A 13,085-nucleotide genomic window follows, 5' to 3' on the forward strand; every position below is an offset into this window, starting at 1 on the left:
CCGGTGTCCGCAATTCGGTGTCCCTGACCCGGTGTCCGGCGGCCCGTGTCCGACGGTCCGTTTCCGACGGCCCGTTTCCGACGGCCCGTTTCCGCCGGTCCGCGTCCGATTTCCGGTGTCCGATTGCCGGAATTCCGCTTCCGCGGCTTCCGAATTGAAGGAAAAAACCGGCTGGCCGATTTGCTCCGGACCCGACGTAGACTTCTGTGGAGAGAGCTGGGTAACGGTCGTGGAACAAGACCTGAATATGCCCGAGGATTTTTCCCCCGCACGGTTCACCGAGTTTCTCGCGCGGACGCTCGCTTCCATTCCCCGGAGCGACCAGCGCCGGTGGGGTGAGCTGTATGTGAGGGGTCTCCTCTCGGTCGACGGCAAGAAGACCATGCGGGCCCTCGCCAGCAACGCGGGCGGTGGCGTGGAACAGAGCCTGTACCAATTCATTACGAAGTCCCCGTGGGACTGCGTGCCGGTGCGGCGGGAAATGGCCCGCCACCTCCACCGGCACACCGAGCCGCGCGCCTGGGTGGTGCGGCCCCTGGTGATCACCAAGGTGGGCCGGCACTCGGTGGGTGTCGAGCGGCAGTTCGTGGCCCAGCTCGGACGCATCGTCAACTGCCAGCAGGGCATGGGGCTGTGGCTCGCGTCCGACCAGCTCAGCAGCCCCGTCGACTGGTGGCTGGCGCTGCCCGAGTGCTGGACGGACGAGCCCGAGATGCGCCGGCGCGCCTCCATCCCGGAGCATGTCGGGTCCTGTCCGCCGGAGCAGTGCGCGATCCGTTCCGTCGCCCGGATGACCGACGAGTGGAACATGCCCGCGCGGCCCGTGGTGATGGACCTGCGCGACACCGCGCCGCACCCCGTGTGCGCCGAACTGTCGGACCGTCAGATTCCGTTCGTCGTACGGGTGGATCCGGCCATGTCGCACACCGCGCTGGAGCCGCTGCGCTCCCCCGGCCGGGGCCCGGGCACCGCGACCGCCACGACCGCCCCGGCCGCCACCGGTCCGGACGGCGGCCTGACGGGGGCCCTCAGCCGCAACCGCATGCCCGTCGAGTGGCTGGACCATCGCACCGGTGTCGTCCGGGCGACCTCCGTGGGCTCCACCCGGGTGCGGCTGCGCTCCCCGGGCGGCGGCCGGGACGGCCGGCAGGAGCTGGTCCTCCTCGGCGCGTGGGGGAGGCCGGGGCGGCGCGGACCGAGCGAGTACTGGCTGTCCAACCTGTCCCGGCCCCGGCTCGGCACGGTCTACCGGACCGCGATGCTCAGCCGGCGCGTGGAGCGCGACCAGGCGGAGGTGAGCGACCGGCTCGGCCTGCGCGACTTCGAGGGACGTTCGTTCCGCGGCTGGCACCACCACATGACCATGGTGTCCCTCGCGCACGCGATCACCGTCCTGTCCCGGGCCGACCGCGGCCCCGCCCACGAGTTCTCCGTCCCCCGAAGCGCGAAGGTGTCCGCCGCATGACCGTGTCCACGGACGTGACCGAGACCGGGCGGATCGCCGCCGACCTCCACCGCCTGCTGCCCGGCTGGCTGGCCCGGCAGCGCTGGTTCGGCGGCAAGGACCGGGCCGCGCCCGACGTGGAGCCCGTACTGGTCGAGACGCTGTGCGCGGACGGCCCGCGGCTGCTGCTGGTCGTCGTGCGCACCGAGCACGACGAGTGGTACCAGCTGCTGGTCGGCGAGCGCCCGGACGTGCCGGTGGACCTCGCCGACGCGGTCATCGGACCGAGCGGGCCCTCGCTGCTGTACGAGGCGACCGGCGACCCCGAGCTGATGGGGCGGCTGCTCGCGCTGATCGCGGCGGGCGAGCCGTCCGGCCCGGTGGAGTTCCACCGGGTGCCCGGCGCGGAGATCCCCGCCGGGCTGTCGGCGGCGGTGCTCACGGCCGAACAGTCCAACACCTCCATCGCGTTCGGCGGCCGGATGATGCTCAAGGTGCTGCGGCACGTGGTGCCCGGGCCGAACGCCGAGGTGGAGATGCTGACCGCGCTGCGGCGCGCGGGCGGGGTGCCGAGCGCGGCGCCGCTCGGCTGGGTGGGGACGTCCGCGTCCGCGCCCGGCGGCGGGATCACGCTCGGCATCCTCCAGGAGTTCGTGCCGAACCGGGGTGACGGCTGGGCCGCGGCGGTCGAGGAGGCCCGCGCCTGTGTGGTCGGCGAGTGCGAGAGCGTCGCCCCGCTCGGCGGGTTCGCCAAGGAGGCCCACGGGCTGGGGCGGGCGGCCGCCCGGGTGCACGCGGCGCTCGCGGGGCAGCTGGAGACCCGGGAGCTGGGCCCGGCGGAGGTGGACGAGCTCGTGGCCGTCCTGACCGGGCGGCTGGAGGCGGCGGTGGACCAGGTGCCGGCGCTGCTGCCGTTCGCCCGGCAGCTGCGGGCGGTGCACCAGGACCTCGGGGAGGTCGCCAAGCGCGGCCACGCCCCGCTGCTGGTCCAGCGCATCCACGGAGACCTGCACCTGGGGCAGACGCTGCGCGGCGAGGACGGCTGGGTGGTGATCGACTTCGAGGGCGAGCCGGGGCAGCCGGAGGAGGAGCGGCGGCGGCTCCAGCCCGCGCTGCGGGACATCGCGTCCATGCTGCGGTCCTTCGACTACGCCGCGCACCACGCGCTGGCCGCCGTCCTCGGCGTACCGCCGGGCGACCAGTCGCCGCAGAACCTGCACGGCACCCGCCTCGCCCGCCGCGCCTCGGCGTGGGCGGTGCACAACAGACGGGCGTTCTGCGACGGGTACACCGCGGCGGGCGGCACCGACCCGCGCAGCCAGCCGGTGCTGCTGCGGGCCTTCGAGGCGGACAAGGCGGTGTACGAGGCGGTGTACGAGGCGCACAACCGCCCCGAGTGGCTCTCCATCCCGATGGCCGCGGTGCGCCGGCTCGCGGGCCGGCAGCGGTCGGCGGGGTGAGCGGCGTGCACGCGGCACACAGGGACGCCGTGGACGCCGTGGACGTCGCCGTGGTCGGGGGCGGGCCCGCCGGGCTGTCCGCCGCGATCTACCTGGCGCGGTACAACCGGCGCGTGCTGGTCTTCGACACCGGGCACGGCCGGTCCACGCACCACCAGGTCAACCACAACTACCTGGGGTTCCCCGGCGGGATCGCCACCGTCGACCTGCGCGGGCTCGCCGCCGAGCAGCTGGCGCGGTACGACAACGCGCGGATCGCGCACCACCTGGTCACCGCGGTCGGGGGTGACGCGGAGCGCGGCTTCGCGCTGCGCTCCCAGGGGCACGTGTGGCGGGCGCGGGCGGTGCTGCTGGCGACCGGGGTGCTGGACCACTTCCCGCACTTCCCCGGCTGGCGCTCGTACGTGGGGCGCTCGATGTTCTGGTGCATCACCTGCGACGGCTACGAGAACCGGGGCCGCAGCATCCTGGTCGTGGGGCACACCGACGCGGCCGCCGGTGAGGCGATGCAGCTGCACGCGCTGACCGACCGGGTGCGGCTGCTGACGAACAGCCACCGCGACGACATCAGCGAAACGTTTCACCGCCGGCTCGCCAAGGCGGGCGTCGAGGTGGTCCACGACCGGATCAAGGAGGTGGAGGGGGCGGACGGCCAACTGCGGGCGGTCGTCACCCGGGGCGGGCTGCGCCTCGGGCTCGACGCGCTGTTCTCGATCCAGGGCGCGACCCCCGAGACCGCGCTCGCCCGCGCCCTCGGCGTACGCCTCAATCCCGCCGGCTACATCGTGGTCGACTCCGAGCAGAAGACCTCGGTTCCCGGTGTGTACGCAGCCGGGGACGTCACCTCCCTGCATTCCCACCAGGTCGCCGCGGCCGTCCACGAGGGCGCGCAGGCGGCGTCCGCCGCGCACTATTTCCTGCACCCTCCGGAACTGAAAGCGGACTGACCGAACCTCAGTTCAGGAAGTCGGCGGAGGTTCTTTGCCGCCCGTGTGCACGGCCGCCAATGATGGCGGAGCACCATCCCGGAAATGTGGCATTTCCATGCGCCCTGCCGCGCGGTGCCGAAAAGGAGATTCCCCATGATTCATCAGTTCATTCTGGCGGCGCCCAAGCCGGGAATGACGGCCCAGGAGTTCCAGGATTACTGGGTGGACGTCCACGCGGTGAAGTACGCCGCGAAGATCCCGCAGATCCGCAAGTACCTGGTCGACACCCGGGTCGAGACCGGCGCCGACCTCGGCACGCCCGCCCTGCCCCACCAGGGCATCGCGGAGATCTGGCTGGCGAACGGCGAGGAGCAGCTGGCCTCGCTCCAGACGGAGGAGTTCCTCCAGGGCGCCCGGCTCGACGAGCCCAACTGGGCCGCGTTCTGGCAGACCATCGTCGTCGACACCACGGCGCACGAGGTCGTTCCCGCCCCGGCGCGCGCCGAGGGCCGGGACCGGGTGAAGCTCACCGTCCTGATGAAGCGCCGGCCGGGCCTGGACCTGGCGGAGTACCGCGAGCGGACCCTCGGACCGTACGCGTCGGTCGTCGGCGCCACGCCGGGCCTGCGCCGCTACCTGCACGCGCACACCGTGGACGGCGCCTACGTCTTCGGCGAGGCCTCCTTCGACAGCGTCGAGCAGCTCTGGTTCGACGACGTCGACGCGCTGAAGGCGGCGCTGGACTCGCCGTACTTCACCGGCGAGGTCGCGGCCGCCCGCGCGGAGGTCGCCGACCCGAAGTACGTGTTCTCCCTCGCCGTGAGGGAGAACTGGATCATCGGCCCCGAGCCCCGCTGACCGGCCGCACTGCCGCTGATCCGCCCACCGATTACCGAAGGAGCAGGCGTGGCCAGAAGGAACGCCAAGAAGATCCTCGTGATTCTGTCGGAGTACGGCTACTGGGGCGAGGAGCTCGTCGGGCCGCTGCACCACTTCGACCAGCGCGGCTACGAGGTCGTGTTCGCCACCCCCACCGGCAGGCGGCCGCACGCGCTGCCGCCGAGCATGGACCCCACGTACATCGACCCGCCGCTGGGCAAGTCGGTGACGTCCGAGGAGGTCGCGAAGCTGACCCGGCAGGTCGACGAGTCCGACCGGCTGGCCGACCCGATCGACATCGGCGCCTGGGTGCCCGAGCGCCCGTACACGGCGGACGAGGACTACCTCCGCAAGCTGGAGGCCTACCACCGGGCCGTGGACGTGGTGGCGCAGGAGCTGGAGGAGTACGACGCGCTGCTGATCGTCGGCGGCTCCGGACCGATCGTGGACCTCGCCAACAACGAGCGGGTGCACGAGATCATCCTGGCCTTCCTGCGCGCCGGCAAGCCGATCGCCGCCGAGTGCTACGGCGTCGCCCCGCTCGCGTTCGCCCGTGACTGGGAGGACCGGAAGTCGATCATCTGGGGCAAGCACGTCACCGGTCACTGCAAGGAGTACGACTACAAGGACGGGACCGGGTTCCTCGGCACCGACTTCGTCATGGGGCCGCCGCCGTACCCGCTGGAGTACATCCTGCGTGACGCCACCGGACCGGACGGCCGCTACCACGGCAATTTCGGCAAGGAAACGTCGGTGATCGTGGACTACCCGTTCATCACCGGGCGTTCGACGCCGGACTCGTATCTCACCGGCGAGAAGATCGTCGAGGTTCTCGAGGACGGACTTCGCCGCTTCGGCTGGTAATTCGCCGGGCTGTTCGCCGAAAGACGAGAGCCGAGAGACGAGCGTTCAGAGACGAGAGACGAGAGAAGGAAGACATGGCCAGGCAGGGCAATGCGGCGATCATCGAGCAGTTCCTCGCCGATGGAATTCCCTATATGTTCGGCAATCCAGGAACGGTCGAGCAGGGATTCCTGGACGCGCTGGAGGAGTACGACGGCCTCCAGTACATCCTGACCCTGCAGGAGACGGTCGCCGCCGGCATCGCGGACGGGTACGCCCGCGCCACCGGCCGTCCGGCGCTGCTCCAGCTCCACAGCGGCGTCGGTCTCGGCAACGCGATCGGCATGCTCTACCAGGCCAGGCGGGGTCACTCGCCGCTCGTCGTCATCGCCGGCGAGGCGGGCGTCAAGTACGACGCGATGGACGCCCAGATGGCGGCCGACCTGGTCGCCATGGCGGAGCCCGTCACCAAGTACGCGACCCGGGTGACCGACCCGGACTCGGTGCTGCGGGTGCTGCGGCGGGCCATGAAGATGGCCATGACGCCGCCGCGCGGTCCGGTCTTCGTCTCCCTGCCCATGGACGTCCTGGACGCGGTGAACACCGAGCCGGTCGTCCCCAGCACGTTCCTGGAGACCCGTTCGCTGCCGGTGCCCTCCCTGGTGGAGCAGGCGGCGCGGCTGCTGGCCGGCGCCGAGAAGCCGATCGTCATCGTGGGCGACGGCGTCTCGGCGTCCGGCGGGCAGGCGGAGCTGGTGCGGGTCGCCGAGCAACTGGGCGCCGACGTGTGGGGCATGGACTTCTCCGAGGTGAACCTGGACGCCCGGCACCCGCTCTACCGGGGGCAGCTCGGCCACATGTTCGGCGAGGTGAGCCGGGCGGCGGTGAAGGACGCGGACGCGGTGCTGATCGTCGGCACCTATGTGTTCGGCGAGGTGTTCCCGGTGCTGGACAACCCGTTCCGCCAGGACGCCAAGATCGTCCACATCGACCTCGACGGGTACGAGATCGCCAAGAACCACCCGGTCACCCTGGGCCTGGTCGCCGACCCCAAGGCCACGCTCGCCGCTCTCGCCGCCGAACTGGACGGCCGGCTGTCGGCGGAGGACCGGGCGCTGGCGTCCGGGCGGCTGGAGTCGCGCCGCCGTGAGCAGCCGGCCGGGCCCGAGGACGACGGCTCGCTGCTGCACCACTTCCTGCGCGAGCTGGCCGGGCAGGCGCCCGACGACCTGATGGTCTTCGACGAGGCGCTGACGGCGGCCGGGCCGCTGAACGCGTACCTGCCGGGGCGGCTGCCGGGGCACTGGTTCTCCACCCGCGGCGGTTCGCTGGGCGTCGGGATCCCAGGGGCGCTGGGCATCAAGCTGGCGCACCCGGACAAGACCGTCATCGGCTTCACCGGCGACGGCGGCTCGATGTACACGTTCCAGGCGCTGTACACGGCGGTCCGGCACGACATCGGCGCCAAGTTCGTGATCTGCAACAACCGCAGCTACAAGCTGCTCGACCTGAACATCGAGCAGTACTGGCGGGAGCGGGACATCCCCGAGCACGCCCACCCGACCCCGTTCGACCTGTCCCGTCCGGACCTGGGCTTCAGCGGGATCGCCCAGGGGTTCGGCGTCGACGCGCTGCGCGTCGACGACCACGAGCAGGTGGCGTTCGCGGTCAAGCGGATGCTCGCCGACGACAAGCCGTTCCTCATCGACCTGCGGACCACTGAAGGGGGAAACCGTGCCTGACGTTCCGTCACGCGACGGTGTGCTCACCGGCGCCCGGATCGCGATCCTGACCGAGAGCGACTTCTACGAGCCCGAAATCGCCTACTACCAGCGCCGGTTCGCCGAGGAGGGGGCCCAGGTCGACTTCCTCACCCGGCTGTGGGGCAACAAGTCGATCACCTTCACCGGCCACGAGTACCGGGCGCCGCTGACGGTGACGCGCAGCCTGGAGGACCTGGACGACCGGCGGCTGCGCGAGTACGGCGCGCTGATCGTGCCGTCCGGCATGGTCGCCGACCGGCTGCGCTACACCGAGGACGTCGAGCGGCTCGCGCCGGCCACCGACCTGCTGCGCCGGGCGTTCGCCCGGTCGGGCGTGGTCAAGGGGATCATCTGCCACGGCATGTGGCTGGCCGCGTCGATCCCGTACGTCGTCCGCGGACGCAAGGTGGTCTGCCACAACAACCTCATCGGCGACGTCCGCAACATGGGCGCGAATTACGTGGACCAGGACGTCGTCGTGGACGGGGACCTGGTCACGGCGAGGACGGGCGACCACTGCCATCTGTTCGCCAGGACCATCATCGACGAGCTCGTGCTGCGAGGGGCGTGAACGACATGTCCACCACTTCCGACACCGTGAACTTCACCTTCTCCGACACGGTCGCCGGCCGGGTCACCGGGTTCGACCGCGAGGCCCGGGTCGTCCGGGTGGTCACCCCGGGCGGCACGGAGTTCCGGATATCCCTGGACGGCGACCCGAGCGCGGAGCTGCTGCACAACCTGGGCGAGCCGTACCAGGACGCCTCGGGCCACATCGACGACATGCTCCAGGAGGGCACGTTCGTCCTGGCGTACGGCGTGTTCTACCCCTCCGAGGAGCGGCTGCGGTTCGAGGCCAAGCGGCTGATCTTCGTGGGCCGGCAGGGCGACGACTTCCGCTTCGAGGAGGCGGGCTGGTGGGTGCGGCAGATCAAGGAGATCGCCGCGTTCTACCGCAAGGCGCAGTTCGGCGACGGCCCCGTGGACTTCGGGCAGTACCGCACCGAGATCCGTCTCGGCGGCGAGAAGACCGCGAGCCACGTCCAGGAGACCGACACGATCTCCCGGCTGGTGTACGGCATGGCGTCGGCGTTCCTGCTGACCGGTGAGGACGAGTACCTGGAGGTCGCCGAGCGCGGCACCGAGTACCTGCGCGAGCACATGCGGTTCGTGGACTCCGACGAGGACGTCGTCTACTGGTACCACGGGCTGTCGATCGACGGCGACATCGAGAAGAAGCTGTTCACGTCGGAGTTCTCCGACGACTACGACGCGCTGCCGGCGTACGAGCAGATCTACGCGCTCGCCGGGCCGGTCCAGACGTACCGGATCACGGGCGACCCGCGGATCAAGAATGACGCCGACGCCACCCTCCGGCTGTTCGACCGCTTCTACCTGGACCCGGAGCACGGCGGCTACTTCTCACACATCGACCCCATCCTGCTCAGCCCGCACCACGAGTCCCTCGGCCCCAACCAGGCCCGCAAGAACTGGAACTCGGTCGGCGACCACGCCCCCGCCTATCTGATCAACCTCTACCTGGCGACCGGCGAGAAGCGTTACGCCGACATGCTGGAGTACACCTTCGACACCATCGTCGAGCGCTTCCCCGACCCCAAGAACAGCCCCTTCGTGCAGGAGCGCTTCCACCAGGACTGGTCGCACGACACCACCCACGGCTGGCAGCAGAACCGGGCGGTCGTCGGCCACAACTTGAAGATCGCCTGGAACCTGATGCGGATGCACAGCCTCCGCCCGAAGGCCGAGTACCTGGAGACGGCGGCCTCCATCGGCGAGACCATGCCCGACGTCGGCGGCGACCGGCAGCGCGGCGGCTGGTACGACGTGGTCGAGCGGATCAGGCGGGACGGCGAGGAGCACTTCCGCTTCGCCTGGCACGACCGCAAGGCCTGGTGGCAGCAGGAGCAGGCGATCCTCGCGTACCTGATCCTGCACGGGATCACCGGGCGGGAGGACTTCCGCGACGAGGCGCGGGACGCCCAGTCCTTCTACAACGCCTTCTTCCTCGACCACGACGAGGGCGCCGTCTACTTCAACACCCTGGCGAGCGGTCTGCCGTACCTGCTGGGCGTCGAGCGGCTCAAGGGCAGCCACTCGATGAGCATGTACCACTCCGCCGAGCTGTGCTACCTCGCCGCCGTCTACAACAACCTGCTGGCCGGCGGCAACGCGATGGACTTCTGGTTCAAGCCCGACCCGTCCGTCCTGGACGGCCGGGTGCTGCGGGTCTCCCCCGACCTGCTGCCGGCCGGCTCGGTGCGCATCGAGTCCGTCGACGTCGAGGGCGAGCCGCACACCGACTTCGACGCCGACGCCCTGACCGTGACGCTCCCGGAGACCTCGGGCCGGGTGAAGGTCCGGGTACGGCTGGCTCCCGCGGGCCGGACGGAGGTGTCCGGATGACCGTCAAGGTCACCTCGCGCTCCGAGGGCGACACCACCGTCATCGCCCTCGACGGAGAGATCAACAGCACCACCTCCGGCGGCCTCCAGGCCCAGCTGCTGCCGTTCATCCGGCAGGGCGCCGAGGTCCTGGTCGACCTCACCCGGGTCTCGTACGTCTCCAGCGCCGGGCTGCGCACCCTGCTGATCGTGCACCGGCGCGCCCAGCAGGTGGACGCGCGGATCACCCTCGTCGGGCTGTCGGAGGAGGTCACGTTCGTCATGAGCGCCACCGGGTTCCTGGACTTCTTCCGGATCGGCGAGGACGTGGACTCCGAGCTGGAGCGGGCGGCGCGATGAGCCCCCGGGACGTCACGGAGATGCGCGAACGCGTCGACGCCTACCCGACCCACCGGATCGCCGGTCACCGGGTACGGGCCGGGCGGCCCTTCCCGTACGGCGCGACCCCGGTGCCGGGCGGCGTCAACTTCTCGGTCTACTCCGACCGCGCCACCGCGATGAGCCTGGTGCTCTTCGAGCGCGGCGCGCCCGAGCCGGCCGCGGAGCTGCCCTTCCCGGCCGAGTTCCGCACCGGCAGCGTGTACGCGATGACGGTGTTCGGGCTCGACCTGGAGAACCTGGAGTACGGCTTCCGCGCCGACGGGCCCTTCGACCCGGTCACCGGTGACCGCTTCGACGCCCGCCGGGTGCTCAGCGACCCCTACGCCCGGCTCGTGTCGGGCCGGGACGTGTGGGGGCGGGAGCCGAACTGGAACGACGTCTACCCCTACCGCGCCCAGGTGGTGAACGACGACTTCGACTGGGGCGACGACACCCCGCTGCGGATCCCCACCGAGGACCTCGTCATCTACGAGACGCACGTCCGCGGCTTCACCCGGCACCCCTCGTCGGGGGTGACGGCGCCGGGGACGTACGCGGGACTGCGGGAGAAGATCCCCTACCTGCGTGAACTGGGCGTCAACTGCGTCGAGCTGCTGCCGGTGTTCGAGTTCGACGAGCTGGACAACCCGCGCAGCAACCCGGTCACCGGGGAGCGGCTGCACAACTACTGGGGCTACAACACCGTCTCCTTCTTCGCGCCCAAGGCCGGCTACGCCGCCACCGGACGGTTCGGCATGCAGGCCGACGAGTTCAAGTCGCTGGTGAGGGAGCTGCACCGGGCGGGCATCGAGGTCGTCCTCGACGTGGTGTTCAACCACACCGCGGAGGGCAACGAGCACGGGCCGACGATCTCGTTCCGCGGGCTCGACAACGCCACGTACTACATGCTCACGCCCGACGGGCAGTACTACAACTTCAGCGGCACCGGCAACACCGTCAACTGCAACCACCCGGTCGTGCGGGACTTCGTGCTGGGCTGCCTGCGCCACTGGGTCGCCGAGTACCACATCGACGGGTTCCGCTTCGACCTGGCGGCCATCCTGGACCGCGCCCCGGACGGCACCCCGCTGCCCAACCCGCCGCTGCTGGAACAGCTCGCGTACGACCCGGTCCTGCGGCACACCAAGCTGATCGCCGAGGCGTGGGACGCCGCCGGGCTGTACCAGGTGGGGCACTTCCCCAACTACGGTCGCTGGTCGGAGTGGAACGGCAAGTACCGTGACGCGGTACGGAAGTTCATCAAGGGCGAGCCGGGCGTCGCCGGCGAACTCGCCACCCGGATGGCCGGCTCCCCCGACCTGTACTGGGGCCGCGGAGCCGCCGCGTCCGTCAACTTCATCACCGCGCACGACGGCTTCACCCTCAACGACCTCGTCTCGTACAACGGCAAGCACAACGAGGCCAACGGCGAGGGCAACAACGACGGCGCCAACGACAACCACAGCTGGAACTGCGGCGAGGAAGGCCCGAGCGCCTCCCCGCACGTGCGGGACCTGCGGATGCGCCAGATGAAGAACCTGCTGGTCATCCTGCTCACCAGCCAGGGTGTCCCCATGATCCTGGCCGGTGACGAGGTGGGCCGCACCCAGCTCGGCAACAACAACACCTACTGCCAGGACAACGAGCTGTCGTGGTTCGACTGGGGTCTCGTCGAGGCCAACGCCGAGCTGCTGGAGTTCACCCGCGGCCTGATCGCCTTCCGGCACGCCCACCCGGTGCTGCGCAACACCGAGCACCCGCGCGGCGTCGACTCCATGGGCAGCGGCTACCCGGACGTCAGCTGGCACGGGGTCCGCGCCTGGCACCCCGACTGGTCGGACCACTGCCGGGTCGTCGCCCTGATGCGGTGCGGCCGGCACGCCAAGGGCGGGGTGCCCGACGACCACGTGTACGTCGCCGTCAACGCCCACTGGGAGCCCCACGACATGGAACTCCCGCAGCTCCCGGACGGCCAGGCCTGGCACCTGTTCGCCGACACGGGCGCCCTGATGCCGTACGGCATGCACCCGCTGGGCCAGGAGCCCCTGCTGGAGCACCCCGGGCGCTACCACCTGGGCCCGCACTCGGCGGTGGTCCTCGTGGGCCGCCCCGTACCGACCACCGACAAGGAGATGGCACCGTGACGTTCGACGTGAGGCTCAGGGTCAACGAGCGGGTCGCGACGATAGAGCTCGCCGGCGAGCTGGACGCCTCCAGCGCCGGGCGCTTCCACGAGACGATCGACGAGGCGGCCGCGACCGGGTCGATCGAGCTGGTGATCCGGGCCGAGAAGCTGGCGTACATGTCCAGCGCGGGGCTGCGGTCCCTGGTGTTCGCCCGCCAGAAGATGGGCGACGACGTCCGGATCGCCGTCGTCGGCGCCACCGAGCCGGTCGCCCACACGATCAGGCTGGCCGGCTTCGACCACAGCATCGACCTGATCGACGCCTGAGGGGGCGAGGAGACATGGCGCTCGACTCCGGTGCCGCGTCACCGTCGTCGCCGTCCGGCGCGCCCACCTCGTGCGCGCCGCCCGCCTCGTGCGTCCCGGGCGCGCTGCGGATCCCCGCGCGGCTGGCGTGCCTGGACCGGGTGGCCGAGTTCGTGCTGGGGCTCGGGGCGCGGGCCGCGCTGCCGGACAGTTCCCTGTACCGGCTGCGGCTGGCCGCCGACGAGCTCGCCACCAACATCGTGATGCACGGCTACCGGGGCGCCACGGGTGAGATCTCCGTGGACGGGGGCATCGACCCCGACCAGGTGTGGGTGCGTTTCGAGGACGACGCCCCGGCCTTCGACCCGCGCCAGGGCATGCGTGCCCCGGCGCTCGACGTGCCGCTCGCCGAGCGGCAGATCGGCGGGCTCGGCGTCTTCCTCGCCTTCACCGCGGTCGACTCCTTCGAGTACGAGCTGGTGGCGGGCCGCAACGTGAGCACGCTCGTGATGCGCCGGCCGGCCCGCGCCGCCGGCCCCGGGACGGGATGAGT

At 70.9% G+C, this 13,085-nt stretch carries 12 protein-coding genes; all 12 read left to right on the forward strand.

What is annotated here, in order from left to right; genetic code table 11:
• The first annotated feature begins 247 nt into the window (after positions 1–247).
• The 12 genes from EIZ62_RS09915 to EIZ62_RS09965 all read left to right on the forward strand — a co-directional run bounded on the left by EIZ62_RS09915 (position 248) and on the right by EIZ62_RS09965 (position 13,083).
• Positions 248–1,465 carry an IS701 family transposase gene (locus EIZ62_RS09915; protein WP_167536361.1) on the forward strand — a complete coding sequence of 406 codons (1,218 nt, stop codon included), beginning with the start codon at positions 248–250 and terminating at the stop codon, positions 1,463–1,465.
• Positions 1,462–2,904 carry a maltokinase N-terminal cap-like domain-containing protein gene (locus EIZ62_RS31940; RefSeq protein WP_167536362.1) on the forward strand — a complete coding sequence of 481 codons (1,443 nt, stop codon included), beginning with the start codon at positions 1,462–1,464 and terminating at the stop codon, positions 2,902–2,904. The genes EIZ62_RS09915 and EIZ62_RS31940 overlap by 4 nt, the downstream gene beginning before the upstream one ends.
• 5 nt (positions 2,905–2,909) lie before the next feature.
• Positions 2,910–3,851 carry an NAD(P)/FAD-dependent oxidoreductase gene (locus EIZ62_RS09920; RefSeq protein WP_167536363.1) on the forward strand — a complete coding sequence of 314 codons (942 nt, stop codon included), beginning with the start codon at positions 2,910–2,912 and terminating at the stop codon, positions 3,849–3,851.
• Between the two features lie 135 nt (positions 3,852–3,986).
• Positions 3,987–4,691: an EthD domain-containing protein gene (locus EIZ62_RS09925; protein WP_156692341.1), complete on the forward strand. Its 705-nt coding sequence runs from the start codon at positions 3,987–3,989 to the stop codon at positions 4,689–4,691.
• A 48-nt stretch (positions 4,692–4,739) separates the two neighbouring features.
• Positions 4,740–5,576 (forward strand): type 1 glutamine amidotransferase domain-containing protein, encoded by an 837-nt coding sequence (locus tag EIZ62_RS09930; protein ID WP_156692342.1) that lies wholly within the window; start codon positions 4,740–4,742, stop codon positions 5,574–5,576.
• A 74-nt stretch (positions 5,577–5,650) separates the two neighbouring features.
• A complete protein-coding gene (locus tag EIZ62_RS09935) occupies positions 5,651–7,297 on the forward strand; it encodes a thiamine pyrophosphate-binding protein (protein ID WP_156692343.1) in 1,647 nt (548 codons plus the stop codon).
• The gene (locus EIZ62_RS09940; RefSeq protein ID WP_156692344.1) at positions 7,290–7,889 is read left to right on the forward strand and encodes a DJ-1/PfpI family protein; all 600 of its coding nucleotides are present in this window, start codon (positions 7,290–7,292) and stop codon (positions 7,887–7,889) included. The genes EIZ62_RS09935 and EIZ62_RS09940 overlap by 8 nt, the downstream gene beginning before the upstream one ends.
• 5 nt (positions 7,890–7,894) lie before the next feature.
• The gene (locus EIZ62_RS09945; RefSeq protein ID WP_156692345.1) at positions 7,895–9,742 is read left to right on the forward strand and encodes an AGE family epimerase/isomerase; all 1,848 of its coding nucleotides are present in this window, start codon (positions 7,895–7,897) and stop codon (positions 9,740–9,742) included.
• Positions 9,739–10,080 (forward strand): STAS domain-containing protein, encoded by a 342-nt coding sequence (locus EIZ62_RS09950; protein WP_156692346.1) that lies wholly within the window; start codon positions 9,739–9,741, stop codon positions 10,078–10,080. The genes EIZ62_RS09945 and EIZ62_RS09950 overlap by 4 nt, the downstream gene beginning before the upstream one ends.
• Complete coding sequence (gene glgX / locus EIZ62_RS09955) at positions 10,077–12,245, forward strand: glycogen debranching protein GlgX (protein ID WP_244375598.1); 2,169 nt, start codon at positions 10,077–10,079, stop codon at positions 12,243–12,245. Before EIZ62_RS09950 ends, glgX begins: the two co-directional genes overlap by 4 nt.
• Positions 12,242–12,553, forward strand: a complete 312-nt coding sequence (locus tag EIZ62_RS09960) for an STAS domain-containing protein (RefSeq protein WP_156692347.1) — start codon at positions 12,242–12,244, stop codon at positions 12,551–12,553. Before glgX ends, EIZ62_RS09960 begins: the two co-directional genes overlap by 4 nt.
• A gap of 14 nt (positions 12,554–12,567) precedes the next feature.
• Positions 12,568–13,083: an ATP-binding protein gene (locus EIZ62_RS09965; RefSeq protein ID WP_156692348.1), complete on the forward strand. Its 516-nt coding sequence runs from the start codon at positions 12,568–12,570 to the stop codon at positions 13,081–13,083.
• Positions 13,084–13,085: the final 2 nt, after the last annotated feature.

The sequence above is a fragment of the Streptomyces ficellus genome, assembly GCF_009739905.1.
GTDB classification, from domain to species: Bacteria; Actinomycetota; Actinomycetes; order Streptomycetales; family Streptomycetaceae; genus Streptomyces; species Streptomyces ficellus_A.